Source organism: Sinorhizobium sp. 22678 (genome assembly GCF_052044265.1).
Classification (GTDB): Bacteria; Pseudomonadota; Alphaproteobacteria; order Rhizobiales; family Rhizobiaceae; genus Sinorhizobium; species Sinorhizobium meliloti_A.
On record NZ_JBQEMS010000034.1, the window covers coordinates 15,901 to 42,532 of the forward strand.

Below are 26,632 nucleotides of genomic sequence, written 5' to 3' on the forward strand. Positions count from 1 at the left end.
TCCAAGGAGAGGCACAATGTCAAACGAAGAAACTAAGATGCGTCTGAACAGGCGACAGATGCTTGGCACCACCGCCTTTATGGCGGCGGCCGGCGCTATGAGCGCAGGCGGTGCGCTGACGCTTTCTGGCGGCACGGCGACCCCGGCCAAGGCGCAGGCGGCTTCCGACGGAAGCTACGAAGTGAAGCCGGGCGAGCTCGACGAATACTACGTGTTCTTCTCATCCGGGCAGTCGGGCGAAATCCGTATTCTCGGCGCACCCTCGATGCGCGAGATGATGCGGATACCCGTCTTCAACCGGTGCAGTGCCACCGGTTGGGGCCAGACCAACGAAAGCCGCAAGGTCATGACCGAGGGGCTGCTGCCGGAAACGGTCGAGTTCCTGAAGGATCAGGGGGGTCTTTACCTGAACGGCGACCTTCACCATCCGCATCCGTCGTTCACCGACGGCACCTATGACGGGCGCTACCTCTACGCCAACGACAAATCCAACTCCCGCGTCTGCCGCATTCGGCTCGACGTCATGAAGTGCGACAAGATCATCCAGCTTCCGAACCAGCACACTGTCCACGGGCTTCGGGTCCAGAAATATCCGAAGACCGGATACGTCTTCTGCAATGGCGAGGACGCCGTGCCAGTCCCGAATGACGGCAAGACCATGGGCGATAAGAACTCCTACCAGGCGATATTCACCGCCGTGGACGGTGAGACGATGGAGGTCGCCTGGCAAGTAATGGTCGACGGCAACCTCGACAACGTCGACGCCGACTACCAGGGCAAGTACTGCTTTGCCACCTGCTACAATTCCGAAGAGGGCTTTACCCTGGCGGACATGATGGCGAGCGAGCAGGACTGGGTCGTCATCTTCAACCTGAAGCGGATCGAGGAGGCAGTCGCAAAGGGTGACTACAAGGAAATCGGCGGCGTGCCGGTGCTGGACGGCCGCAAGGGTTCGCCCTACACGCGCTACGTGCCCGTGCCGAACAGTCCGCACGGCATCAACACGGCGCCCGACGGCATCCACGTCGTTGCGAATGGCAAGCTCTCGCCGACCGTGACCGTGTTCGACGTACGCAAGTTCGATGATCTCTTCGATGACAAGATCCAGCCCCGCGACACCGTTGTCGCCGAGCCGGAACTCGGTCTCGGTCCCTTGCATACCGCCTACGACGGCAAGGGCAACGCCTACACGACATTGTTCATCGACAGCCAAATTTGCAAATGGAACATCGAGGACGCCAAGCGGGCCTATGCGGGCGAGAAGGTCGATCCCATTCGCCACAAGCTCGATGTCCATTACCAGCCCGGCCACAACCACACGTCCATGGGGCAGACCAAGGAAGCGGACGGCAAATGGCTAATTTCGCTGAACAAGTTCTCCAAGGACCGTTACCTGAACGTCGGCCCGCTCAAGCCGGAAAACGACCAACTGATCGACATTTCGGGCGACGAGATGGTACTCGTGCACGACAACCCGACCTTTGCCGAACCCCATGACGCGACGATCGTCCATGCCTCCAAGATCAACCCCGTCCATGTCTGGAACAGGGACGATCCTTTCTTCGCCGATGCGGTCGCGCAGGCTAAGGCCGACAACATCGACCTGATGGTCGATTCGGAAGTCATCCGAGACGGCAACAAGGTCCGCGTCTACATGACGTCCGCCGCCCCGGCCTTCGGGCTGGAAGATTTCACCGTCAAGCAGGGCGACGAGGTCACGGTCTATGTGACGAATATCGACGAAGTCGAGGACCTCACGCATGGATTCTGCATCGTCAACTACGGCATCAACATGGAGGTGGCACCGCAAGCGACCGCTTCCGTCACCTTCAAGGCGAGCAGGCCGGGGGTCTACTGGTACTACTGCACCTGGTTCTGCCATGCGATGCACATGGAGATGAAGGGCCGCATGCTCGTGGAGGCGCAGGGCGCCTGATGGTTCGGACGAACATATCGGCTTTCGGGATGGCGGCGCTTGCCGCCGTCATCCTCGCCTGTCCCGTCTCAGCCGCGACGATTCGGAAGGCTGCCGACGGGTTACCGCTCCAGGCTGTGCTCGACCGCGCCTCGCCCGGCGACGTCATCGTGCTGCAAGGCGAACATCAGGGACCGGTTACAATCGGCAAAACGCTGACGCTCGAAGGCGAACCCGGAGCCCTTATCATGGGCAACGGCAAAGGCAGCGTGATAACCGTGAAGGCGCCGCAGTCGATCGTCCGCGGCCTCGAAATCAGAGGCTCGGGCAAGGACCTTTCTGGAATGGACTCCGGCATCTTCGTGGCACAGACGGCGACCGGAGCGCGCGTGGAGAAGAACGCGATCATCGGCAATCTCGTCGGCATCTATCTTCACGGTGCACGAGACGCCTGGGCACTAGGCAACCGGATCATCGGCTTGCGCGAGGGCAGGATCAGCGAGGCGGGGGACGGCATATCGGTCTGGAATGCGCCGGGCGCGCGGGTCGTCGACAATGACGTCAGCTACGGGCGCGATGGTATTTTCAGCAAAACGAGCAAGCGGAATGTCTTCAGCGGCAATCGCTTTCGTCAACTGCGGTTCGCAGTGCATTACATGTACACGAACGACAGCGAAATCAGCGACAACGTCTCGACGGGCAACGCTGTCGGCTATGCGATCATGTATTCCAACCGCCTCAAGATAGAAGGCAATCGCTCGGACGGGGATCGCGACCACGGACTTCTGTTGAACTACGCGAACAACTCCCGGATCACCGGGAACATCGTCGTCGGCCGCCTTCAGCCGGCGGACCGCTGGCTGAAGGCGCGGTCCTCGGAGCACGGCGTTCCGAAGGCCGAGGACGAGAAACAGACAGGAGTTGAAGGCCGCCGACTTGGGCCGGAAAAATGCGTCTTCATCTACAATGCTAACAAGAACCGCTTTCGGAACAACGTGTTCGAGGGCTGCGCGATCGGCATCCACTTCACCGCAGGCTCGGAGGGCAACCTGATCAGCGGCAACTCCTTCGTCAGCAATCGAAATCAGGTCAAGTATGTTGGTACGCGCCACCTCGATTGGTCGTCTGAAGGACAGGGCAATTACTGGAGCGACAACCCCGCCTTCGACCTCAACGGCGACGGTGTTGGCGATAGCCCCTACAGACCGAATGATCTAATCGACAAGGTGTTATGGACTTCCCCGCAGGCAAAGCTGCTGACCACTAGCCCCGCCGTCCAGGTGATCCGCTGGGCGCAGGCGCAGTTTCCGGCGATCCTGCCCGGCGGCGTCGTCGACAGCCACCCGCTGATGGTGCCGGCAGACAGGAAGGTCGTGCAATGACCGGGACAGTCGAGATAGTCAACGTCAGCAAGTGCTACGGAAACTCGACCGTAGTGCGGGACATTTCTTTCGGATTGGGAGCAGCCGAAACTGTCGCGCTCGTCGGGCATAACGGCGCCGGCAAGACCACCCTCATCAAGCTGATGCTCGGCCTTATCCGGCCGACAAAAGGTCTGGTGCGTGTCCTCGGAGAGAACCCGGCGACGGGCGACTTCGCGGTACGGCAACGCCTCGGTTATCTCCCGGAGAGCGTCTCCTTCAACATGGCGCTGACAGGGAGGGAGACTCTGCGCTTCTACGCACGGCTGAAGCGGGTGGACTGTGTAGCCGCCAGCGATCTTTTCGAGCGCGTCGGGCTAGCCGAGGAAGCCGTCGACCGGCCCGTCCGGACCTATTCCAAGGGCATGCGACAACGCCTGGGCCTGGCGCAGGCCCTGCTCGGCACGCCACGGATCCTGCTGCTCGACGAACCCACTAGCGGACTCGACCCGGCCCTGCGGCGGAACTTCTACGAGCTGATCACCGAACTGCGGGCAAAGGGCACCACCGTGCTGCTCTCGTCGCATGCCCTTACCGAACTCGAGGGCCGCGCCGATCGCGTGATCATCGTCAACAATGGCGTGAAGATCGCAGACGGAACACTTGCGGAGCTTCGTGGCATCGCCCGGCTGCCGACGCGAATCAGCCTGACGCTCTCCCAGGCCGACGCCACGCCTGCCTGGCTGAACGGCGGCATGAAATGGTGCCGCAGCCCGCACGGCGTCCTCGACGCGGAAGTTTCCTCGGACCGCAAGATCTCGCTGCTGCATGAGATCACCGCGGATGCTGCACTGCTCTCCGGCTTGACGATCACTGAACCGACGCTTGATGACCTTTACGCGCATTTTCTCAAGGGCGGGGTAACGAAATGAGCAATATAATCACCCTCGCCGGGAAAGAAATCCAGGAAGGCATGCGGAACCGGTGGGTATTGGCAACCACCTTGCTACTGACCGCACTTGCCCTGACGCTGTCCTTCCTTGGCAGCGTGCCGACCGGTAGCGTGGGCGTCGACAAGCTTGATGTCGTCATCGTCAGCCTCTCGAGCCTGACCATCTTCCTCGTGCCGTTGATCGCCCTCCTGCTGTCGCATGACGCGATCGTCGGCGAGATGGAGCGAGGAACGATGCTGCTTCTCCTCAGCAATCCTATCGGACGCCGCGAGGTCGTCTTCGGGAAGTTCCTCGGTCATCTGGCGATACTCGCCTTCGCGACGCTCTTCGGCTACGGCGCGGCTGCTGCGGCGCTGGTCGCGACGGGAAGCGCTGTCGGACCGGATAGCTGGCGGGCCTTCGGGTCGATGATCGCATCCTCGATCCTCCTTGGCGCCGTGTTTGCGTCGATCGGCTATCTGATAAGCTCGGTGGCCAGGGAGCGCGCGACGGCCGGGGGCATCGCGATTGGAATCTGGCTGTTCTTCGTGTTGATCTACGACATGGCGCTGCTCGGCGGCCTCGTTGCCGCGCAGGGGCTGCCCATTCCGACCGGGCTGCTCAACCTGCTCCTGCTCGCCAACCCGACCGACGTCTACCGCCTGCTCAACCTCGGTTCCGGTGGGGCACGCGCTCTTTCGGCCCTGGGAGGCGTCGCCGACCACACCGGCCTTTCCGCGCCCGTCCTGCTTGCAGCGTTCGGGTTCTGGACGCTCGCACCGCTCGGATTCGCCACGTTGATCTTCTCAAGGAGGGAGCTATGAGGTTCACGGTCGCCACTGCCATCCTCGCCGCAACGCTTGTCCTTGCCGGCTGCCAGAAGGAGGAGGATGCGATGATGCCCTCCCCCTATGCGCTCACGGCCGACGCAATGGGACGCTACTGCGGCATGAACGTCCTCGAGCATCCGGGGCCGAAGGGCCAGATCATCCTGCAGGACATCCCCGAACCCATCTGGTTCTCTTCGGCGCGGGACGCCGTCGCCTTTACGATGTTACCGGAGGAACCCAAGGACGTCGCCGCGATCTATGTATCGGACATGGGCGCAGCGCCGAGCTGGGGGGAGCCGGGAGCGCAGAACTGGATCGACGCGACAAAGGCGTTCTACGTCATCGGCAGCAAGGTAAGGGGCGGAATGGGGGCCGAGGAGGCGGTGCCGTTTTCGAGCGAACGCGCTGCACGGGATTTCGCTGCAAGGAATGGCGGCCGGGTGACCGGATTCGAGGAAATTCCCAAGGACTATGTACTGGGGACCGGGGCCTCCGAGTACGGCGCGGGAATCGAAACCGAGAGCCATGGGGAGGCTCAAACTCATGGTTAGCCCGATTACGCGCCGCCGGGCGATCTGCATCATGGCCGCTGCCGCCGGACTCCCGCTGCTGGACACTGGCGGACGTGCCGAAGCCGCAGTGGCCGCGTTGACGTGGACAGGCCGCGCCCTGGGCGCGCCCGCGACACTGATCCTGAACTTAGAGAGCCAGGCAGCCGCGGCGCGGCTCATAGACCGTGTCGTTGCCGAGGTGTCGCGCCTCGAGAGGGTGTTCAGTCTTTACCAGAGCGATTCCGTCCTCTCCGAACTGAACCGAACCGGAGCGATCGCCGCTCCGCCGTCGGATCTGGTGAACCTGCTCGAGGCGAGCCATGACTTCTGGGTGGCGACTGGTGGTGCCTTCGACCCCACCGTTCAACCTCTGTGGACGCTCTATGCAGAGCACTTTTCCGCCAGCGACGCTGATCCTGCGGGACCGCCGGAGGCCGCGAAGAGGCGCGCATTGTCGCGCGTCGGCATGGACAAGCTCAAGTTCAACCGCGATCGCGTCGTATTCTCCCAACCGGGAATGGGGCTGACCCTCAATGGCATAGCGCAGGGCTACATCACCGACCGGATCGTCGGCCTGCTCAAGGATGCGGGTATGGCAAACAGTCTCGTCAGCATGGGCGAAACACGCGCCATCGGGGCGCAGCACGACGGCCGGCCGTGGCGGGTCGGACTTGCGACGCGAGAAGATGCCGGCACGCCGGACAGCGTACTGAACCTCGTCAACAGGGCCGTCGCGACCTCGAGCCCGGACGGCTTCCAATTCGGCGGCTCCGGCCGGTTCGGCCACATTCTCGACCCGCTGAGCGGGGCAACGCCAAGACTCTATCGACGGGTCAGCGTCGTAGCCCCGACTGCGACGGCTGCCGACGCCTTCTCAACCGCCTTCAGCCTCATGGGCAGTTCGGCTGTTCGCATCGCGTGCGAGCACCATTCGGAACTGACCGTTGAAATGATCTCTACTTCGGGTGCGCACGAGCGGTGCGGCCGTGCGTGACGCCGGTGGTCCAAAGATCCGGGGGTCAGAAAACGACAAGATCTGAAGCTCAATCCGCGCAATTCCGCTCTATTGCTGAGTAGAATTCAAGGTCTGCGTCAGCGTCAGCGGAATGATGCACAGTCAGTGCAGCCGAGACAGCTGCACTCGTATGTTGAACCCGGCGCAGTCAGAGCGCCCCGGTTTGAAGAGCCGTTCAGTGGCCAAAGGAGAGCCCCAAATGCTGACCCAGAAGACCAAAGATATCGTCAAAGCCACGGCCCCAGTGCTCGCTCAGCACGGGCACGCGATCATCCAGCATTTCTATAAGCGGATGTTTCAGGCGCACCCGGAACTCAAGAACATATTCAACATGGCGCACCAGGAAAGGGGCGAGCAACAGCAAGCGCTCGCACGCGCCGTCTACGCCTATGCAGCCAACATCGAAAATCCGGAGAGCCTTTCGGCGGTGCTGAAGGATATCGCCCATAAGCACGCCAGCCTTGGCGTGCGACCGGAACAATACACCATCGTCGGAGAACATCTGCTTGCATCTATCAAGGAGGTGCTGGGAGATGCCGCGACAGATGAAATCATATCAGCCTGGGCACAGGCCTACGGCAATCTGGCGGATATTTTGGCTGGCATGGAGAGTGAGCTCTATGAGCGCTCGGACGAACGCTCCGGTGGTTGGACCGGCTGGCGTCGTTTTATCGTCCGTGAGAAGCACCCGGAGAGCGATGTCATCACCTCATTCGTTCTGGAGCCGGCGGACGGTGGACAGGTGGCGGATTTCGAGCCTGGACAGTACACGAGTGTCGCGGTGCATGTGCCCAAGCTCGGGTACCAGCAGATACGCCAATACAGCCTTTCGGATTCTCCGAACGGACGCAACTATCGCATTTCCGTCAAGAGAGAAGATGGCAGCTTGGGGACGCCCGGCTACGTCTCGTCCTTGCTGCACGATGATGTCAATGTCGGCGATGAACTCAAGCTCGCCGCTCCCTACGGGAATTTCTACATCGACGTCACCGCGACGACGCCGATCGTTCTGATCAGCGGCGGGGTCGGTCTGACGCCGATGGTCAGTATGCTGAAGAAGGCGCTCCAGACACCGCCGCGGAAGGTCGTGTTCGTGCATGGCGCACGAAACAGCGCAGTGCATGCGATGCGTGACCGTCTGAAGGAAGCCTCCCGCACCTACCCGGAATTCAAGCTGTTCATCTTCTACAACGAGCCCCTGCCGACGGATATCGAGGGGCATGACTACGATTTTCCCGGATTGGTCGACGTCGAGGAGATCAAGGACAGCATCCTCCTCGAGGAGGCCGACTATTACATCTGCGGACCGGTTCCGTTCATGCGCATGCAGCACGACAAGCTGCTCAGCCTTGGCATTTCCGAAGCGCATATTCACTACGAAGTATTCGGCCCCAATTTATTCGCCGAGTGAGGGTACCACCGGACGAAGCGGTTTTCGACCAAGGGCCGAGGGGCCGGCCTTCAGACTGGCCGCGGCTGGCCTTTCCCTGCGAATGGTCTGGGTCAAGATCCGTCTGACGCCAGTTTGATCTCAGTACGCGAGCTCGCGCGATAAAAGGAAATTTCTTCGCTGATCACGCGATCCTCGCTGTTCAGGATTGCGGTCCATATTCGGTTCCCGATTTTGACGCGCAAGCGGCACGTGCCAGCGTCTTCACCCTCGCCGCGCTCGACCGTGCTGGTGACGAGTCCCCTACGGATGTTCCGACGCAAGTCGTCGCTTGAGAGCTGGAAACGATCCGCGAGCGCAGCGGGGTCGAATGTGAAATCTCCATTTTGATTTCGTTGAACCTGCATGACTCTCTCCTGCAAGATACATCTAATCGGAGGGGCATTCTCAAGCACCGGCACCTTGGTGCTCTGCGGACCCCTTCCACGGCCGTGATGCCGTTGCCACGCCCAACCTTATTGCCGAGTGCGGCGCTGAACGCGGGTCTAGGAACAGGACCGCTCATGGCCGGAAAATATGCGACGAGGAAGAGCGTCCACCCCGCCATCCAACAGATTGCGGCAGCAGCGGCGGTGTTGAAAGCGTCTTCATTCAACCAGCCGCCGGAAATCCGCAGCAGCGCCGAGAGCGACACGAGTGAGAACGCGCCTGCCATGGCCCGACCGAGGATCAGGGACTCGCCGTCGCGGACCATGGCTGGCCGCATCATGAAGGCGGCGATCATCGTGCCCATCGCGCCCATCGTCAGTGCGTGCAGGGCGTCATCTGCTGGAACCTGGTCGGGTATAATAGCTGAAAGGCCGCCGAGAATGAGCGCCGTCGGTGTCCAGGCGAAGGCAACATGCAGGATGAACAAGGCCGGATAGCGGCGGGTCCAGAGGCTCCGCCATGCGCTCATCTGCCACAGCAGCACAGCGCCCGAAAACAACAGCAGGAGACCTCGCAGCGTAGGCGGCCAAGCGCCATGAAGACAGGCTGCGACGAGAGTGCCCGCTATCGCCAGGTGGGAAAGATTTCGCCGAGTGTAGAGCAACTTCCCTCTTCCTCTCCGGTCCAGCCAGGATCGCGTGAAGGCGGGCACGGCGCGTCCGCCTATCAAAACGATCAGCACGGCATAAAGCAGCGGCTTGGGACCCGGGCCATCGCCGATGCTAACCAAGGCATTTATGCCAAGCGCGCCCGTCCCAAGCGGCGCCCAGCACCGATCCCACGCCCCGGAGACAACAATGCCATGCATCAACATCGCAGTCAGGAACGCGAAATAGGCGGACACCCCGGTCGCGGCAGCGATAAAGGGCAAATGGTCCGAGAGCGCGCCGGTCAGACGGGCGACGCACCAGAGCCAGGTTGCAACCATAGTGGCGGCCGGCGAGACCGCCCTCCTCTTCGTCCAGGCTGGCAGGGCCGACAGGAGATAGCCCCCTGCCGCAGCTCCCCCCATGCCGAACACAAGTTCGCGGCTGTGCCACTCGACCCTGTCCGGTGCGAGTTGTTGCGGGAGGAGCCAGACCATGGGCACGACAAGCGCCCATAGTCCCGCGAGAAAAAACAGGGGTCGGTATGGCGCCCGCCAGATGGAACCCCAATCGGTCGACTCGTAAGTCAAACGGCCGCCTGGGACTGGTCTTCGAAGCGCGGAAACAGCACGGCGTTCTCGAGATGCATGTGCGCGATCAAGTCGTCGGTGAACTTGCGCAGTCCCGTATAAAGCGCGGTCCACGAGCCGCAGGCGCCTGGCGGCAGCGAAAGCCCATGGGTCACATGTTCGATCGTCCGGAGATGCTCCGCCTCCTCCTCGTGCTCGTCTCGCATCCGCATGATCGGATGGGCGATCACCGCACTGCCGCCGCGTTGCATCATCGGGAAGAGGACCTGCTCTTCTTTCATCATGTGGCTCTCTAGGTCGTCCCGCAGGTGCTCAAGAACCTGGGAGAGCCCGATCGGTGCCGAGGGGTGGTCTCCGTGCACCCGCTCCACCTTCTGGGCGAGCGGGATGAGCCAGGCGAGCTCCGCACGGTGCGTCTGGTGATATCTGTCCAGGATGTGTCCGATGAGGTCCGATGTCTGCGCAGGTGCATCTCGTCTTGCGGCCACTACGAGGGATTGCAACTCTGCAAGCAGCGCCGACGGTGCGAGACCCGCCTTAACGGCGGCTTCCGAGAGTCGGACGTCGCCGCCGCAACAGAAGCTGATGTCATGTCCCCGGAATAGTTCCGCGGCTCCGGGCAGCTCTGCTGCGATTGCTGACACAGTGTTGTTGAGGCTTATTTCCGTCATGAGCTTTTCCTTTGCCGTGTTTCTTCCCAGGTGTGTGCTTGGATTCCGCTGGCCGAAGCCAGTATCGCGCCGAATTCGCGTCCCTGAATTCGACATTCCTTGTGCAGAATTTTGGTCCGCACGTCTTTGCGCCTGCGCAAACAGTGCTTTTCAACGTCGCGCTCCAGAATTGTGCTTTCGCAGAGAGAGAGCACGCGCGCCTTTGTGCCTGCAGGAAAGTGGCTTGCCGAATGTCTTGTCGAACACGGCGTCCTGGCCGCTCGAGACTTCGCCCCCCAGTGGATGTTAAGCTAAGCAAGGGGCATCTTCAGGGCCGGATTCCAACCTTGCCCTCGAGCTTCACGAGCTCGAAATCGGAGACCAGGAGATCAAGCCGCACATGCCAAGCGCCGGGCAAGGGCACCACGAGACCATCGACGCGCCAGTTTCTCTCCCCGGTGGGCTGCGCGGGCCGCCGGATCGCTTCTATGCCAGACGCGGGATTGGAAAGGACGAGCGTCACCTCCCTTGGCGCGAGGACCTGCCCGTCCTTGCCGAACACCTCGATGAATGCCGCCACCTGACCGACACGGCCTGGCGAGAGCCGCACATTCGCCATGGCTCGCGCTGCATGGAGATGAACGGCTGCAGGTCGGGAAGCGGCAACTTCCAATGCCCGCGGCGGGGGCGTGAACCGCCATACTGCGGCTACGCCGAAGATCAAGACGGCGACGACGGTTTCGATGGCGATCGACCGAGCGAGGCGCCCTGCAGCCGGTGCGTCACGTCGCTCTGCCGGCTCCGTCAGCCGCAGGCGATTAAACACCGCAAGAGCAAGAAGCAGAACAAACAAAGCCAATTTGGCGAGGAGTACCACCCCGTAGGCGGTCTCAACCAATGCTGCCGGTTTGCGAACCTGGGTCACGGCCAACACCATGCCAGCGACGATCAGCAAGGCGAGAACGAGCGGGATCGTGGTGGAGAAGCGGCGCAGCATGCCCGCAGACTCTGGTGTGCGACGTGCCAGCGCTAGTCCCAGCGGTGTAAGCACTCCTGTCCAGAACGCAATCCCGACGCCGTGAAGGAAGACCATCGGGCGCGTAACCCATTGCGGTTCCGCGGCGCTGGCATGGCCGCTCAGCGCAAGTGCCAGACCGGTCCCGCTGAGCGCAGCCAGAGAAAGAAGGCGCCCCCAGCCGCCCTTCGCAACCAGCGCAAAGGTTGCCATCACAGAAGCAAGAACGGCGACGACGGAGGTCCGGCCGAAGCTAGTGCTCATTCCAGCTTGCCAGGTCGCCAAATGCACGAGGCGCCGAAGAGGAACGGCGAGCGCGTCGAGACCCTGGAAGCCGACAGACAGCAGCGCTCCGACGAGTCCGACGCCGAGAATGATGTGAATGGCCACGGTTCCGGAGCGCTCGCCCTTTCCAAGCCACGACAGCGCGAACGACCCGCCAATTCCTAGAAAGAGGCCGAGATAGAGGGCGAGCTTTGCCATCCATATTGCCGTGCCAACCTCCCAGTCTATGCCCACTGCGGCTGCGGGAGGCGTTGCGCTCGGCGCCCCAATCGTGAAGATCACCGAACCACCGATCGGATGTCCGTCTTCGGAGACCACACGCCAGGAAAGCACATGCGTGCCCCGGACGAGTCTGGACGGTGGTTCGATTTTCAGTGTTCGATCGCGTAGCTCGTAGTGTTCGAGGCTAACGCTCGAGCCGTGCGGCCCGACCAGTCTTAGGGAGAGCGGCGAGATCACCTCGCTGAAGGTCATCAAAAACGCCGCAGGCGCCTCGGCGAGCACGGCGTTGTCTGCCGGGTTGGTCTCGACCAGCGATGCATGCGCGAAGGCCGTTGCGGCGAGCCAGAGCCATGCAGAACAGGCCAGCACCGAAAGCGCCAGCATGCGAGCCGGGGCGTGGCATCGGCGTCCCTCCAAGCGCGGGTTGATCATGCCAATCTCCGTCAGCCATATAGGGAAGCGCGCCTCGAGTGCACGCTTCCCTCCGCCTCTCATTGTTTTTAGTGGCTGCCCGCCTTCTCGAGGAGCTTTACACCGGGAGCCGGAAACTCGAGATCGTCGCCGCTCTGGCCTTCTGCCGGGATCTCGATCCATCGTTCAGCCGCGCCGTCGGGGCACTCCTGCACGGTAGGGAAATAGAGCACCTTGCCCGCCGGCAGGTCCGACGTCAGATAAACGCGCACTACGAACTCATCGTACTCGTCGTCTCCCAGGTGGCCACCCTTCCACAGCACCTCCTTCACGCCCTCCTTCGTCGGGGTGCCGTGGTTGTCGTAGGACTTCTCGTAGGCGCCGCTTACCTTCTCCAGGGTCCAGCCGGGCTTGGGCATCGGCTTAACGGCAATAACGCCCTCCGGAATCTGGACGCGCACCGCGTTGGTCGGCTTCCCGTCGCAGCCGTGCGGCACGCGGAAGACGGCCTTATAGCTCGCGCCTACCGGAGCTTCCTTCGTTTCGAGCGAGGTGTGAGCGATCGCCGCTCCCGCACCAACGGCAATCAGGGCGGCGGTCAGCACCGGTTTCTTTAGCATTGGACTTTTCTCCTTATCGAATGCCGGCTCGCGTCGGCGGGATTCGCGAGGACCAGCGTCGCCGGTCCGCTTCACAGCTGAAGGGGTTGAGTTGGGGACTGGACAGCAGCCCGCAGTTCACGAAGTTCGGATAGCCTGCACCTCGACTAACGTTGGTCCAGGCGTCAGGAAGTTTCCGGCGTGGGAAAACACGCTCGACGCGATCTAGGCAGTCGGCGGCGGAGCTCGGGGACAGCCGGGATCATGGTCGCTTCTGCGAACCAACAGCTCGCAGGATGGGGGCAGGACAGCGCTTGAAGACCGCGGCGTTACAGGAACCGACGCGATACCGCCAGGTGGGGCAGGCAAAGCCGAGGACAGGCCGCATCCGAGGATACAGCACTCGGCCAGCCTGTCGTGATCGCCGCCGCCAGGGTCAGTGTCGGAGTGGCTTGCCCCCGTAATGCAGAGGGGATCGCCGAAGGGATCCAATTGTCGGACAACCGGTCCTTGGCCGACAAAAGCGTGGACAACGGACTGCAGGACGAGCATGCAAGCGGCGACCAGCGCCAGCCCTCGGCTCAATCCCGTTCGTCGTCTCGCCATCGTCCATTCTCCATACGGGCGCAGCACTCGATGCAGCAAATAGACGAGCCTGTTGGAACAATCCTTGTTCCAGATCAACAAACGCGGGGTCGGAGAGATAAGCGCAGTTATTCGCGGATCAGCTGGCCGCATTCGCCCTAACGATTGGCGTTTACCACCGACGCTTGGGCAACAGCGATAAAACCAGCGTCGCAATAGGTCCGATTTCAAGCGACGCGATAGCCGTGATGATCAAGGCCCGACTTGTCTAGGCACCCGGATGCCGCGCGTGATGCCGATCGCCGCTCCCAGCGTCCCCCCGGCGACGATCCCCGCAGACCCACCAGCAAGGACTGCAATTAGACAATTGAGGACAGCGGCCCCGAGTCCGGAATTCGACAGGAGAATGATCCCGGTGACGAGGCCGACTAGACCGCCGATCGCGCCAAGGGCAATTGCAAACAAGGTCACGGACTCCGAAGGATCAATCTGGCGGTCCGGCATGTCGTTCTGTTTCGAACTTGACCTCTCCACAGCTTGCTCCGGGGAGCGGTTGTCCATGTGTTCATCCGTGTTTGGCATTGGATCCTCCGGGGTGCAGCGTCGCTTCATCGTCTTCTTTCGGTCCAGAACGCTGGCCTGTGCTGGCGGTTCCGTCCATGGCCGGGTCCGCCGGCGGCCCTTCGTCTTCCTCATCGTCCAACAGGACTCTTTCAGCCGCCCCGTCCAGGTCCTCATATTGACCCGCACGCAGCGACCAGAGAAATGCCAGCAGTCCGACAGCGCCCATCGCCAATGCCACCGGTATAAGAACGGCAAGATAGTTCATGGCTTTGCCGTGACTGGTTTGGTCGCCCGGAAAAAGCGCGGGCCCTTTCTAACCTTTGCACGGAGGCGCAGCGCGTTTCCAACGACGACGATCGAGGACAAGGACATGGCCAGCGCCGCAGCGAGCGGCGTGACCAGTCCTGCGATTGCGAAGGGCACGCTGACGATATTGTAGGCGACTGCCATTCCGAAGTTCTGGCGGATCAGCACATCGGCCCTGGACGCGGCTTCGATGACTTCTCGGACAGCCAGCAGGCTGTGACCAAGGAACACGAAATCGGACGCGCTTCGTCCGATGTCCGTCGCCGACGACGGGGCGATCGACACGTGTGCGGCGGAAAGAGCCGGCGCGTCGTTGAGACCGTCGCCGATCATCAGCACCTTGCTGCCCGCCTCGGCCAATGACCGGATGGCCTTCACCTTCTCACCGGGAAGTAGCTCGGCCGAGAACTTCTCGATGCCCAACTGCTTGGCGACGGACGAAACCGCGGGATGGGCATCTCCTGAAACTATCGCTAGTGAATAGCCGGCGGAGCGGAGTGTCTGTACAAGCTCTCGAGCGCCAGGACGGATGGAGTCCTCAAATGCGAAAACCGCTATCGTTTCGCAGTCCTTCGACAGCACGGCTACCGACGCCGCTCCCAGGTCGACCTGCCTTGCATTCGACGCCCACGACGGGCGCCCGAGACGGTAGACCGCATTCCCTGCCCGCCCCTCGATTCCGCAGCCATGAATCTCCTCCAGACTCTCGAACTCCAGAGGGGACCCGTGCCGTCCTGCGCCCGCCATGGCAATGGCCGCGGAGGCGGGATGCCGCGAGACCCTCGCCATCGCCGCGGCCAGAGACAAGAGCCGGGGCTCAATGTCGTCCGCATTGACCAGACGCATCTCGCCGAAGGTCAACGTCCCGGTCTTGTCGAAGAGTACGGTGTCGATTTCGTTCAGTCTCTCGAATGCGGACCCGTCGCGCGCCATGATGCCGCGTTCGAAGAGGCGCCGTGCCGCCACCACCTGTACCATCGGCACGGCAAGTCCAAGGGCGCATGGGCAGGTAATGATCAGCACGGCGATGGCAATGCTGACTGACTTGTGGAGATCTCCGGTTCCGTAAAGCCATGCGAACATGGAAAGGAGGGCGACACCGTGCACGACGGGCGCATACAAGCTTGCGGCGCGATCAGCGATTCGGCGGTAATTGGAGCGCCCGCTCTCGGCAGCCTCCATCATGCGGGTCATCTCGGCCAGGAAAGAACCGTCGGCGGATACGGTCGCCACCAGTGTCAGCGGATTGGCGAGGTTCATCACTCCCGCCTGCAATGCGCTTCCCGGCGCTGCACGCTTCCACTCGCTCTCCCCTGAAACGAGCGAACAATCAAGCTCCGAGGCGCCTTTGACAACAACGCCGTCGACCGGCACGCGCTCGCCGGCGGCGACCAGCAGATGCATGCCAGGCTTGATCTCGGAAAGCGAGACGTAATCAATCGCGCCGTCCGCCCGGATCACATTGGCGCCCCGCGGCGCGAGCCTCGCAAGCGCTCCGACGGCGGAACGCGCCTTGCCCCGCACCAGGTGATCCAGTGCTCGCCCTGCCAGCAGGACGAACAGCAAGGACGTGCTCGCGTCGAAATAGGCATAAGCCGCGTTGTGTAGGGTGTCGTAAACACTCAGGGCGAAGGCAAGGAGAACGCCGACGCTGATCGGAACGTCCATATTGGTGCGGCCGTGCCGCAGCGCCGCCCAGGCCGAGCGATAAAAAATCCTGCCGGAATAGACGATCGCCGGCAGAGCGAGCGCGGCCGAGATCAGATGGAAAGCATGGCGCGTCGCGGGATCAGCCCCGGACCAGACCGATACCGAGAGAATCATGATGTTCATCGCCGAGAAGCCGGCAACCGCGAGCGCCTTTAGAAGGGAAGAAAGCACCGGATCCTGGGTGTCCTCCTCAATGGAGGCCAGATGCGAGGCATAGCCGATTTTCACAAGTGCGGCGGTGAAATCCGGGCTCTCGTCGTCATTGCCGCGCCAGTTGATGGTCACGCGCCGGGAGGACAGATTCACTCGTGCGAGTTCCACGCCGGGGAGTTTCCTAAGCACGCCTTCGACGGCAGCGATGCAGGCGGCACAATGCATGTCGGGCAGCGCCAATACGGTTTGGCGAAGGCCGTCGCCGAGATCGCGGCTCGCAAGCCGGATCTCCTCAGCCTGCGGGCTCGTCCGAGGAGCGGCCCCAGCGCTTGCAACGGCTATCCCGGAACAGCAGGACATGACTAGTGCACCGCCTTGTAGGCGTGCCACGTTGCATGCCCGAGCAAGGGGAAGATCACGACCAGACCGATCAGCCCGGTGGCGACGCTTACCAGGAACAGTCCAAGCACAATCGCGCCCCAGACGAGCATCGGACGGAGATTGTTCCAGACAAGCGCCACGCTGATCCCCATTGCCGTGAACGCATCGATGCGCTGGTCCAGAAGCATCGGGATGGAGAACACGCTTATAGCAAAGGAAAAGCCCGCAAAAAGCGCGCCTATGAAAATGCCGACTGCAAGCATGGCCCAACCGGTCGGCGTCGTCAGAAGCAGTTGCGTGACATGCCCTAGGCCCGGAAACGGCCGAACTCCAAAAAACAAGGCATAGATGAGCACGGCCGCACGCATCCAGAGCAGCATGAGCATGCAGAGCAGAAGCCCCGTGAAGAACACCTGGGCGCCGGCCACCGGTCTGACGCGGAGCATGCTCCCAAGAGTGACCGGCTCGGAGCGCTCGAGGCGCGAGCTCTTCAGGTAAAGGCCCGTGGCGAGGAGCGGCGCGATGATCATGAAACCTGCAACGGCGGGGAACAAGAAATAGTCGCGTCCGGTCGCGAAGAGGAGCCAGATGATCAGGAAGGAAACGACGAAGACGGTTATCCCGTAGCTCAGGCTGAGCATCGGGAAACTGATCAGGTCACGCCAACCTTTCGCCAACCACTCGAAGGGCGCCTGGGCCGGTAAATGGCGCTGCCATTTCGGGTTCCAGGTCTCCTCTATGCCTGAGACCTCGCCTACCCAACGCTGTAACTTTCGAGTTCCAGACATATGTCTCTCCACGGGTACACCATGCCGTCAGCAGGATGATTTTGCGGCCCTGTACTGTCCCGGTGTCGGTCCCGTCTCCTTGAGGTGGGCGACGCATCCGGGATCGCTATCGATCGCGACGTAAAGCATGTGGGCGTTAGCGCCGAGGAAAATCGCCGCAGCAACGAGGCCCCACCAGGCCAGCGCCGATCTGCTTCGTCTGGCAACAACCTTCGTCATCACGGCTTCTCCACGCCCAGCGCGTTGACATAGAGGGCCAGGATCTTGATCTCCGCCGGTGTCAGCCGCTCGTCCCATGTCGGCATGTGGCCCTGGCGTCCGCCATGGACCGACTCGATGATGGTTTGCATCGAGCCGCCGTAGATCCAATAGGCATCGGTCAGGTTCGGAGCGCCGACCTCCCGACTGCCTCTCGCGTCTTCGCCGTGGCAGGCGGCGCAAGTGGTGAGGAACACTTCTCTACCCGCCTCGATCCGGCCAATGTTCTCCGGCGTGGAGTATTGGGGATTGGTGAGCGAATAGACGTAAGCGGCGACATCACGGACCTGATTGCGTTCGAGCATCTGGTCGCGTCCGAACGAGGGCATCTGCCCGACGCGGCTCTCAGGGTGCCTGGTGTTGATGCCAACCCTCAGAGTCTGCTCAATATCCTCCGGTCCGCCGCCCCAAAGCCAGTCGTCATCGGTCAAATCCGGATAGTTGCTGCGACCCTTTCCGTCGACGCCGTGGCAAACGGCGCAGTTGTCGCCGAAGAGTTGATGGCCGGTTGAGCGCACCGTCGCCATAAGGCGTTCGTCCGCCCTTATCTCGTCGTAGGAGAGCGTATCGATTTGGTTCTCCCAGGTCGCTCTGGCGGCAGCCGCGGCGGTTAGTTTTTCCTCGACAACGTCGCGCTCGTCGATCCCAAGCAGGCCCTTGGTGTAGGTGGTGCCCAGCGGCCACGTGGGCAGCAGAACCCACCAGATAAGCGCGAAGACATGAGTGATGACGAGGAAAAGCAGCACTCCGCGCGGAACCGGGGTGTCGAGCTCCTTGATGCCGTTCCACTCATGCCCGGTGGTCTTCCGGCCGCTGATTGGATCGACTTCTTCTACGTCCATGGCTGATCATCCTTGTCGAGAATCGCCTTCTTGGCGCGATCGAAACGGTCGCGGTTAGCCGGCCAGAACGTGTAGACGATGACACAGATCGAGAATCCGATGAGATAGAAGAGCCCCCAGCTTTTCGCCGCCTCCACCAGTGTCTCGTGCGTCACGTCCATGACGAATTGTCCCTTTCTCGTTCAATCGGCTGGATCGGGTACCTGTTCCGGCGCTGCCGTGTTCTGGTACGCCGCCTTTGTCAGCCGTCCGAGGACCTGCAGATAGGCGACGAGCGCATCCATTTCCGTGACCCGTGTTGCCACCCCGTCGAAGGCGCTGACCTGGGTCTCCTCGCCATATCGTTCGGTGACGCCCGACGCCTGCTCGCTGTCGGGCATGGCTTGGCCGAAGGCGTCCTGCGCGGCGTTCTCGATCATTTCGTCGGTATAGGGCACTCCGACGCTTCGCTGCGCCTCCAGATGAAGACCGAGGTCATCCAGGCGCAATGGTGTCCGCGCCAGCCAGGCATAGGCCGGCATGTTCGACTCCGGCACGACGTCGCGCGGGTTGGTGAGATGGGCTACATGCCAGAAATCGGAATATTTGCCTCCTACCCTGGCGAGATCCGGTCCGGTTCGCTTCGACCCCCACAGCATCGGGTGATCATATTTGGATTCGACCGCCAGCGAATACGGGCCGTAGCGCTCGACCTCGTCGCGCAGCGTGCGGATCATCTGGCTGTGGCAGGCATAGCAGCCCTCGCGGATATAGATGTTTCGGCCGGCGAGCTCCAGCGGCGTGTAGAGCCGCATGTCCTCGACGTCCTCGACGGTCTCGTTAATTGTGAACAGCGGAGCGATCTCCACGATGCCGCCGACACTGGCCGCCAGGATGATCGCCAGCACGAAACCGATCGCCGTCCGCTCGAGCTTTCGATGGATAAGTTCGCGCATGATCCTACTCCGCCGGTCCCGTTGCCGCGCCTTTCGGCAATGGCGCGGCGACCGGAACGTCGTCGTGCCGTTCAGCCAGCACAGGGACGCCGCGAACGGTCATCCAGATGTTGTAGGTGGCGACAACGGCTCCGATCAGGAACAGCAGGCCGCCGAAGGCGCGTGCAATGTAGTAGGGGTACATCGCTACCAGGGAATCCACGAAGGAATAGGCGAGCGTCCCCTCCCCGGTATAGGTCCGCCACATCAGGCCCTGAATGATGCCCGAGTTCCACATTGCGAAGACGTAGATCACGGTGCCGGCGAAGGCGAGCCAGAAATGGACCTCAACGAGGGCTGCCGAATACATCCTCTCGCGCTTCCAGATCGCCGGCACGAGCGTGTAGAGCGAACCGTAGGTGATCAACGCCACCCAGCCCAGAGCCCCCGCGTGGACATGGCCGACTGTCCAGTCGGTGTAGTGCGAAAGCGAATTGACGGGACGGACCGCGAGGAAAGATCCCTCAAAGGTCGACAGGCCGTAGAAGAAGGCGGCCATCATGATGAAGCGCAGCGTCGCGTCGTCGCGAACCTTGTGCCAGGCGCCGTTCAGCGTCAGCAGCGCGTTGCCGGCCGATGCCCATGAGGGAACAAGCAGCATCACAGAGAATGTCATGCCGAGGTTCTGCACCCAATGCGGCAGGGCCGTATAATGAAGGTGGTGCGAGCCGGCCCACATGTAGAAGAAGGTTATGCCCCAAAAGCTGAGGATAGACAGCCGGTAGGAAAAGATAGGCCGCTCGGCACGCTTCGGCAGGTAGTAATAGAGCATCGCCAGGAAGCCTGCCGTCAGGAAGAAGGCGACCGCATTGTGCCCGTACCACCACTGCACCATAGAGTCCTGCACGCCCGCCCAGATCGTGTAGCTCTTGGCATGCCCCAGGGAGACCGGAACTGTCAGGTTGTTGATGATGTGCAGGATCGCCACGACCACGATGAAGGCCATGTAGTACCAGTTGGCGACGTAGATGTGAGGCTCCCTGCGCCGCGCCAGCGTCCGGATGTAGAGGATGAAATAGGTGACCCAGACGATGACGAGCCAGAGGTCGGCATACCATTCGGCCTCGGCATATTCCTTCGACTGCGTGACGCCCATGAAATAGCCGGTCACGGCCAGAATGCAGAAGAGATTGTAGCCGAACAGCACGAACCATGGGCTGAGTTGGTCCGCCAGCCGGGCGCGCGAGGTCCTTTGAACCACGTGGAACGAGGTTGCGATCAGGGCGTTGCCGCCGAACCCGAAAATTACCCCGGTCGTGTGGGCCGGCCTGATCCGCCCGAAGCTCGCCCAGGCGGTATCGAAATTGAGGCTAGGCCAGGCGAGCTGCGCGGCGGCCCAGACTCCGACGAACATGCCGAAGATCGCCCAAAACAACGTGAACCAGACGCCGACCTTGATGGGATCGTCGTAGTAGCGCGAGATCCGCGACGGATCCGGCGGAGGTCCGAACGAGCTCGACATTATAACATACAGCAGGCCGAGGCTGTATAAGAGGACAATCGCGCCATGTACTCCGAGCGGGTCGAACCGGCCTGCTGCCGCCATGGCTATGCCCACAATAGCCAGGACGAGCAATATTGCCGCGGCTCGATCCCGTTCGCGCGTCGTCAACTGTCCCATGAAGTTGCTCCCTCGTCATGAACAGCCCCTAGCAAAGAGCATCTATCCCCCAAGGGGGACAAATCAAGGCTTCTGTCGATCTTTGCCGATCGCATCCAGGGCTTGAAGTCGATGCTTGACGGCACGGCACATGGTTCCCCATCCTCGCGCGACGCGGATAGCGAAACCAAGCATCCGCAGCCTTCTGGAACCGGACCATGTCTTACCGGAAGATGTATTGTGTCAACTCCTCAATTATCAGTAAATTAAACGTTGTGCGTGTATTTTCGGATCGGTCGTGCTGCTGCTCCGGCTTAGATCCGCTCCAGCTCGTGCCGGTCGTGAATCTCGATCATCCGACCCTTTACGGTGACCCCGGACTGGCGCAGCGTCGAAAAGGCGCGTGACAGGGCTTCCGGGGCCAGGCCAAGCTTCCCCGCAAGCACGTACTTCTGGAACGGCAAGCGGAACGAGAAGCTTGTGGTGGTGCCGTTTGGACAATGGCTGAGGATGTAGCTTGCAACGCGCTGCGTAGCGGTGAGCAGGCGATCTTGTGCGAGCAGGTCTTCCGTTATATTGCCTCGATGGCAGAGATGCTCGATGAAAGCCTGCGCCACATCGGGGTCTGCGGCGGCGAATTGGCGAAGCTTGGCACTGTCAATGCGCGCAATGTTGGATGCTTCGGCAGCCTCCGCGCTGGCGGTGGCACGCCCCAGGTACATGACGTTCTCGGCAAACATTTCGCCTTTGGAGAACACCGCCACATCGGCCTCGCGCCCGTCTTTTCCAACGCGGTAGAGGCGGATCAGACCTGAAAGTACAAAGAACACGTCGTCGATGCTGTCGCCCTTGTGGAAGAGGATATCGTGCTCCTCGTAGGTGGATAGCCTCGTGTCCTCGATAATGGCGTCGACGGTGGAGCACGGCAGCCGTCCGAAGAAGCGCGAACTCAGGAAGGTCGTCCTATCGCTCGAAGTCAATTGCAGCGTCTTCATTGCGAATGTCCCAATAAACCTGCCATCAGTCTAGCGCTATGCCGGTTTCGGTAAGTTGATCTTGGTCAAATAGCTGGAAAGGCCGGCTCGATTCACCCTTGCGATCTCCGTCGTCGAGTACGCGCCAGGAGGCTCCCTCGAGGTCCTCGTACTGTCCGCTCTTGAGCGCCCACAGAAATGCGACCAGCCCCAGACCACCGAGACTGAGTGCGATTGGAATGAGATAGATGAGGGTGTTCATGAGGTCACCGCGTCTGAATGCATCAATGTGGATGGCGTCGCGGCCTTACCGGCGGCAAGGCTGCGCTTCAGTCTCAGAGCATTGAAGACCACCACGAGCGACGAGGTGGACATAGCGACAGCGGCAACAAGCGGAGTTGCGTACCCAAGAATGGCGATCGGCACGGCGATGACGTTGTAGCCAATCGCCAGCACGAAGTTCTGCCTGATAAGTCGTCCGGCGTGCCGCGAAGTCTCGACGGCGAAGGGAACTGCCGAAAGGGCCTCATGCATAAAGACGAAGTCGGCAGCCTGGCGCCCTACATCGGCGGCAGTCGCCGGAGCCATGGAAACGTGTGCCGCACGCAGAACCGGCGCGTCGTTTATGCCGTCCCCCACTACCAGGGCCTTGTGACCTGCCTCGGCGGCAGCGGCGCATGCCTCGACTTTTTCGCGTGGCGAGAGTTCGGAATGCCAGTTCGAAATCCCCAAACTCCTGGCGAGGGCTGCGACCACAGACTCCCGGTCGCCGGATAGGATTCCCGTCGCAATGTCCAGGCGGCCAAGGGCTTCGATCGATTCGCGCGACGCGGGGCGCGGCCGATCCTCGAACCGGAAGCAGGCAAGCTCACGAAAATCCAACGACAGGATTGCCTCCGATTGCCCGCCATCGGAGCCCGGATCGCCGACCGCAAAGCCGCGGCTTCCGAGCCGATAGACGCCGTCCGTGGTCTTCACTTCGATGCCGGCGCCGGGAATTTCCCGGATATCGCCAGCAAGCGCAGGGATTGCCCCTGCCGAATTCTGAATCGCTATTGCGATCGGATGGCGCGAATGCACCGCGATAGCCGCCGCAATCGCGAGCCGACCCCCTGCGATTTCGTGCGCATTCACGAGCCGTGGTCTGCCGATGGTCAGCGTGCCGGTCTTATCCAGGAGCACCGTGTCGATCTCAGAGAGACGCTCCATCGCCGTGCCATCCTTGACCATGACACCGCCTTGGAACAGCCGCCCGGCCGCAACGACCTGGACGACGGGAACCGCGAGACCAAGAGCGCAGGGGCATGTGATGATGAGCACCGCCACTGCGATCAGCATGGCATGGTGGACATCTCCCTCCACTAGCATCCAGCCGACAAAGGTCAGGAGCGCCAGCAGATGGACGGCCGGCGAGTAATAGCGGGCAGCGCGGTCGGCTATGCGTCGGTAGCGCGCCCTGCCCCCTTCGGCAGCCTCCATCAATCCGATGATTTCGGCGATGAACGAGTCGCGCGACGCGGCGGTCGCCTCCAGCGTGAGCGGTCCGGTGAGGTTGAGCGTGCCGGCCTGAACCGTGTCCCCTGTGGCGACCACGGTCGGCGAGCTCTCGCCGTTGACCACGGAGCGATCGAGGTCGCTTGTCCCGGACAGCACCCGTCCATCGACGGGGATACGCTCGCCAGCCGCGACAATCAGGCGTTCGCCTGGCTTGATCTCGTCGACGGCGCGGTACTCGCGCGAGCCATCCGGATGGACAATCGTGGCCCCGCGCGGAGACAAGCGTGCGAGACCGCTGATCGCCGTTCGTGCACGGCCCCGCATCATGTGATCGAGCGTACGGCCGATCAGCAGGAAGAACAGCAAGGTCACGGATGCATCGAACCAGGCATGTTCGCCATGACCAATCGTCTCGTAGAGCGACATGCCATAGGAAAGGCTGACGGCGAGCGCGATCGGCACATCCATGTTGGTTCGGCCGTGGCGAATGGCGTTCCATGCCGACTCGTAGAAAAAGCGGCCAGCATAGATCAGCGCTGGTCCGGCGATCAGCGCCGAGATCCAGTGGAAGAGATCGCGGGTGGCCGCATCCGCCCCAGACCAGACTGACACGGAGAGCAGCATGATATTGGTTGCGGCGAAGCCGGAAACGGCAACCGCGAGGATCAACTGCTTCAGCAGGTCGTCGCCCTCGTCCCCGCCGGGCGAAAAGAGGTGTGTCTGATAACCACGCTCAGCGATGGCATGCAAGAAGTCACAGGGATCGGTGCGACGACCGCCAACCTCCTCCTTCCAGACGATTGAAACCCGACGGGAGGAGAGATTGACGCGGGCGCGTTCGACTTCGGGCTTGGCGTGCAGCGCTCCTTCGATCGTGGCGATGCAGGCACCGCAACAGGCATCGGGGACGCTCAGCTCCGACTGACGCAACCCGCCTCCGAGGTCCCGGCTCGCAAGCCAAAGTTCCTCGGAGACGGGCGACGCCTGCCCTCCTTCGGCAAGCATGGTTGCCGCACCAACGGCGCAGCAGCTCATTTGTCACCTCCCTCTGCGATGAAGCGGATCGTCTGGCGGTGAACCACCGCATCCCCCGCCATGGCCGTAATGGCGGCGATCCATTGACCGGGCTTCAACTCCTCAGCCAATGCAAAAGCGCCCTCGCCCCGCGGACGGAGCTCGACGCGAAGGTCCTCATGCTCCTCAACCGGTCGTTTGAGAACGGCGATTACCTTGTCGATTTGTCGGTCCGGTTCTCCGTTGCGGGTAAGGACGTAGCGGATTGCGCGGGGTTCGGCCGTCAGTCGTCCCTTGATGCCGCTTGCCTGAAAGGCGCGGCCCTCAGCCACCTTGCCGTTGAATTGCTGGCTGGCGACGTAGGTGTTCTCGACGACAAGGCCGCTCCAGCTTCGGCTGGCGTTCCAAGCCATGACGAGGTTGACGGAGATGATGGTGCCGAAGAAGAGGCCCATGACCGCCACCATGTGCCAACCGGTGAATCCGCGCTCCGGGCCGCGCTGTTTCGTTGTCGTGCTCATCGTCTTGCTGCTCGCGGCAGATTAAAATTGGCCTGATACACATCGCGTTCGTGGCTGGACGGATCCTCCGCGATGAGGGAGAAGCCCTCTTCCGCTTCGGCGAGTCTACCCTTCGGCAACGTGACGAAGACCTTGAGTGGGGTGACCTTGTCCGGCTCGACGCCGATGGTGATGCTGCGCCCGTCGCCGGTCGCCTGGCCGGCCACGCGCATGGTGGCGGCGGGCATACCCTCGATCTTCAGGCCGATGGTACGCTGTTCGGGGATCATGTTGAGCAGCTTGACCATATAGCCGTTGCGCACCGAGCCGTCGGATTCTACGACGAACTGGGGGTTGCGGTCGTGCAGGACGTTCAGTTCCAATCGGTCGCGCGCCAGCAGGCCGAAAAGAAGACCGAGTCCGACAATCGCCCAGACGCCGAAATAGACGAGAACGCGGGGCCGGAAGACGATGCGCCAGTTGAGATGCCGCACCTTGTCACGGAAGGCGCCATTGGCGTCGCGCACGCGGGTCGGGTCGATATCCGCAGTCCCGCCGCTGGTCGCAAGGGCCATATTGGTGGCATAGTCGCTGAGCGTCGCGTACGAGATCAGCCCGCGCTCGCGGCCGAGCTTGTCCATCACGCCGTCGCAGGCGTCGATGCAGAGGGCGCAGGTGATGCATTCGAGCTGCTGGCCATCGCGAATGTCGATGCCCATGGGACAGACGGCGACGCAGGCGTTGCAGTCGACGCAATCCCCGACGACTTCGCCGGCAGCCGCCGCCTTCTTCGCATGCCGCGAGCGCGGTTCCCCCCGCCAGTCGTTGTAAGTGACGACGAGCGAGTTCTCGTCCAGCATGGCCGCCTGGATGCGCGGCCATGGGCACATGTAGGTGCAGACCTGCTCGCGCATCAGTCCGCCGAAGACATAGGTCGTCGCGGTTAGAATGCCGATCGTGGTATAGGCGACCGGCGGCGCATCGAGCGCGACCAGGCTCGCCAAAAGCGAGGGCGCATCGGCGAAATAGAATATCCACGCACCGCCGGTCGCAACCCCGATCGCCAGCCAAACGGCATGCTTGGCGACGCGCTTGCGGATCTTGTCCAAGCTCCAGGCTCCAGCGTCGAGGCGCATGCGCGCGTTGCGGTCGCCCTCGATGAAGCGCTCGACGACGAGAAAGAGATCGACCCAAACGGTCTGCGGGCAGGCATAGCCGCACCAGGCCCGCCCGACCGCCGAAGTCACCAGGAAGAGACCGAAGCCCGCCATCACGAGGAGCCCCGCCACGAAGAAAAACTCCTGCGGCCAAATCTCTATGAAGAAGAAATAGAAACGCCGAGAAGCGAGGTCGATGAGGACTGCCTGATCCGGTGCATAGGCCCCGCGGTCCCAACGGATCCACGGCGTCAGATAGTAGATGCCGAGTGTCACCAGCATCACCAGCCACTTGAACCGGCGGAAACGACCCTCGGCCCGCTTCGGGAAGATCTTCCGACGCTGCTCGTAGAGCGGCCCTCGCACGCGCGCGGCATTGACCGCTTCGGCATCGAGCCGCTCGACTGAAGCTTTGGTTATCGGCTGGTGGAGCATGCAGGCAGGTCCCGACGATAGTTTCGCTTGTGAGGCGGACCTTTGCCGATGT

At 62.0% G+C, this 26,632-nt stretch carries 24 protein-coding genes and 2 pseudogenes; 7 read left to right on the forward strand and 19 right to left on the reverse strand.

Features of this window, described 5'->3' with window-relative positions; translation table 11 throughout:
- The first annotated feature begins 16 nt into the window (after positions 1-16).
- The 7 genes from nosZ to hmpA all read left to right on the forward strand — a co-directional run bounded on the left by nosZ (position 17) and on the right by hmpA (position 8,015).
- Complete coding sequence (nosZ, locus tag ACTJKL_RS29475; protein WP_440854532.1) at positions 17-1,936, forward strand: TAT-dependent nitrous-oxide reductase; 1,920 nt, start codon at positions 17-19, stop codon at positions 1,934-1,936.
- A complete protein-coding gene (locus tag ACTJKL_RS29480) occupies positions 1,936-3,297 on the forward strand; it encodes a nitrous oxide reductase family maturation protein NosD (protein WP_440854533.1) in 1,362 nt (453 codons plus the stop codon). The genes nosZ and ACTJKL_RS29480 overlap by 1 nt, the downstream gene beginning before the upstream one ends.
- Complete coding sequence (locus ACTJKL_RS29485) at positions 3,294-4,208, forward strand: ABC transporter ATP-binding protein (RefSeq protein ID WP_440854534.1); 915 nt, start codon at positions 3,294-3,296, stop codon at positions 4,206-4,208. The genes ACTJKL_RS29480 and ACTJKL_RS29485 overlap by 4 nt, the downstream gene beginning before the upstream one ends.
- Positions 4,205-5,032 (forward strand): ABC transporter permease, encoded by an 828-nt coding sequence (locus ACTJKL_RS29490; RefSeq protein ID WP_440854535.1) that lies wholly within the window; start codon positions 4,205-4,207, stop codon positions 5,030-5,032. The genes ACTJKL_RS29485 and ACTJKL_RS29490 overlap by 4 nt, the downstream gene beginning before the upstream one ends.
- Entirely contained in the window at positions 5,029-5,589 is a 561-nt protein-coding gene (locus ACTJKL_RS29495; protein WP_440854536.1) for a nitrous oxide reductase accessory protein NosL, read from the forward strand. The genes ACTJKL_RS29490 and ACTJKL_RS29495 overlap by 4 nt, the downstream gene beginning before the upstream one ends.
- Entirely contained in the window at positions 5,582-6,583 is a 1,002-nt protein-coding gene (locus tag ACTJKL_RS29500; protein WP_440854537.1) for an FAD:protein FMN transferase, read from the forward strand. The genes ACTJKL_RS29495 and ACTJKL_RS29500 overlap by 8 nt, the downstream gene beginning before the upstream one ends.
- Before the next feature lie 220 nt (positions 6,584-6,803).
- Complete coding sequence (hmpA, locus tag ACTJKL_RS29505) at positions 6,804-8,015, forward strand: NO-inducible flavohemoprotein (protein WP_440854555.1); 1,212 nt, start codon at positions 6,804-6,806, stop codon at positions 8,013-8,015.
- A 92-nt stretch (positions 8,016-8,107) separates the two neighbouring features.
- Here the strand turns inward: hmpA and ACTJKL_RS29510 are convergent, their stop codons facing one another.
- The 19 genes and pseudogenes from ACTJKL_RS29510 to ccoG form a co-directional block, all read right to left on the reverse strand.
- Complete coding sequence (locus tag ACTJKL_RS29510) at positions 8,108-8,401, reverse strand: DUF6522 family protein (RefSeq protein ID WP_440854538.1); 294 nt, start codon at positions 8,399-8,401, stop codon at positions 8,108-8,110.
- Between the two features lie 71 nt (positions 8,402-8,472).
- Positions 8,473-9,660 (reverse strand): annotated as a pseudogene (locus ACTJKL_RS29515) (NnrS family protein); the annotation flags it as partial.
- Positions 9,657-10,331 (reverse strand): iron-sulfur cluster repair di-iron protein, encoded by a 675-nt coding sequence (gene ric / locus ACTJKL_RS29520; RefSeq protein WP_440854539.1) that lies wholly within the window; start codon positions 10,329-10,331, stop codon positions 9,657-9,659. The gene ric and the pseudogene ACTJKL_RS29515, both read right to left, overlap by 4 nt.
- A gap of 307 nt (positions 10,332-10,638) precedes the next feature.
- Positions 10,639-12,264, reverse strand: a complete 1,626-nt coding sequence (locus ACTJKL_RS29525; protein WP_324765283.1) for a copper resistance CopC/CopD family protein — start codon at positions 12,262-12,264, stop codon at positions 10,639-10,641.
- A gap of 68 nt (positions 12,265-12,332) precedes the next feature.
- Positions 12,333-12,863 (reverse strand): YcnI family copper-binding membrane protein, encoded by a 531-nt coding sequence (locus ACTJKL_RS29530; protein WP_198516824.1) that lies wholly within the window; start codon positions 12,861-12,863, stop codon positions 12,333-12,335.
- Positions 12,864-13,679: 816 nt separating this feature from the next.
- The gene (locus tag ACTJKL_RS29535; RefSeq protein ID WP_440854540.1) at positions 13,680-14,009 is read right to left on the reverse strand and encodes a hypothetical protein; all 330 of its coding nucleotides are present in this window, start codon (positions 14,007-14,009) and stop codon (positions 13,680-13,682) included.
- Positions 13,993-14,256 carry a cbb3-type cytochrome oxidase assembly protein CcoS gene (gene ccoS, locus ACTJKL_RS29540; RefSeq protein ID WP_324765281.1) on the reverse strand — a complete coding sequence of 88 codons (264 nt, stop codon included), beginning with the start codon at positions 14,254-14,256 and terminating at the stop codon, positions 13,993-13,995. Before ccoS (ACTJKL_RS29540) ends, ACTJKL_RS29535 begins: the two co-directional genes overlap by 17 nt.
- A complete protein-coding gene (locus ACTJKL_RS29545) occupies positions 14,253-16,520 on the reverse strand; it encodes a cation-translocating P-type ATPase (RefSeq protein WP_324765280.1) in 2,268 nt (755 codons plus the stop codon). The genes ccoS (ACTJKL_RS29540) and ACTJKL_RS29545 overlap by 4 nt, the downstream gene beginning before the upstream one ends.
- A gap of 2 nt (positions 16,521-16,522) precedes the next feature.
- On the reverse strand, positions 16,523-17,329 hold the full coding sequence (locus tag ACTJKL_RS29550) for a DUF2189 domain-containing protein (RefSeq protein WP_440854541.1): 807 nt from the start codon (positions 17,327-17,329) through the stop codon (positions 16,523-16,525).
- A 27-nt stretch (positions 17,330-17,356) separates the two neighbouring features.
- Positions 17,357-17,548 carry a hypothetical protein gene (locus ACTJKL_RS29555; protein ID WP_324765278.1) on the reverse strand — a complete coding sequence of 64 codons (192 nt, stop codon included), beginning with the start codon at positions 17,546-17,548 and terminating at the stop codon, positions 17,357-17,359.
- Complete coding sequence (ccoP, locus tag ACTJKL_RS29560; protein ID WP_440854542.1) at positions 17,548-18,429, reverse strand: cytochrome-c oxidase, cbb3-type subunit III; 882 nt, start codon at positions 18,427-18,429, stop codon at positions 17,548-17,550. The genes ACTJKL_RS29555 and ccoP overlap by 1 nt, the downstream gene beginning before the upstream one ends.
- The gene (locus ACTJKL_RS29565) at positions 18,420-18,590 is read right to left on the reverse strand and encodes a cbb3-type cytochrome c oxidase subunit 3 (RefSeq protein ID WP_100673587.1); all 171 of its coding nucleotides are present in this window, start codon (positions 18,588-18,590) and stop codon (positions 18,420-18,422) included. The genes ccoP and ACTJKL_RS29565 overlap by 10 nt, the downstream gene beginning before the upstream one ends.
- 21 nt (positions 18,591-18,611) lie before the next feature.
- A complete protein-coding gene (ccoO, locus tag ACTJKL_RS29570; protein ID WP_440854543.1) occupies positions 18,612-19,364 on the reverse strand; it encodes a cytochrome-c oxidase, cbb3-type subunit II in 753 nt (250 codons plus the stop codon).
- Between the two features lie 4 nt (positions 19,365-19,368).
- Complete coding sequence (ccoN, locus tag ACTJKL_RS29575) at positions 19,369-21,024, reverse strand: cytochrome-c oxidase, cbb3-type subunit I (protein ID WP_127712321.1); 1,656 nt, start codon at positions 21,022-21,024, stop codon at positions 19,369-19,371.
- A 293-nt stretch (positions 21,025-21,317) separates the two neighbouring features.
- Positions 21,318-21,998: a Crp/Fnr family transcriptional regulator gene (locus ACTJKL_RS29580; RefSeq protein ID WP_338280806.1), complete on the reverse strand. Its 681-nt coding sequence runs from the start codon at positions 21,996-21,998 to the stop codon at positions 21,318-21,320.
- Positions 21,999-22,080: 82 nt separating this feature from the next.
- Positions 22,081-22,239: pseudogene (gene ccoS, locus ACTJKL_RS29585) on the reverse strand (cbb3-type cytochrome oxidase assembly protein CcoS); the annotation flags it as partial.
- A complete protein-coding gene (locus tag ACTJKL_RS29590; protein ID WP_440854544.1) occupies positions 22,236-24,509 on the reverse strand; it encodes a cation-translocating P-type ATPase in 2,274 nt (757 codons plus the stop codon). The pseudogene ccoS (ACTJKL_RS29585) and the gene ACTJKL_RS29590, both read right to left, overlap by 4 nt.
- Positions 24,506-25,009 (reverse strand): FixH family protein, encoded by a 504-nt coding sequence (locus ACTJKL_RS29595; protein WP_338280802.1) that lies wholly within the window; start codon positions 25,007-25,009, stop codon positions 24,506-24,508. Before ACTJKL_RS29595 ends, ACTJKL_RS29590 begins: the two co-directional genes overlap by 4 nt.
- Positions 25,006-26,580, reverse strand: coding sequence for a cytochrome c oxidase accessory protein CcoG (gene ccoG / locus ACTJKL_RS29600; RefSeq protein WP_440854545.1), 1,575 nt, complete (start codon positions 26,578-26,580; stop codon positions 25,006-25,008). Before ccoG ends, ACTJKL_RS29595 begins: the two co-directional genes overlap by 4 nt.
- Positions 26,581-26,632 lie beyond the last annotated feature (52 nt).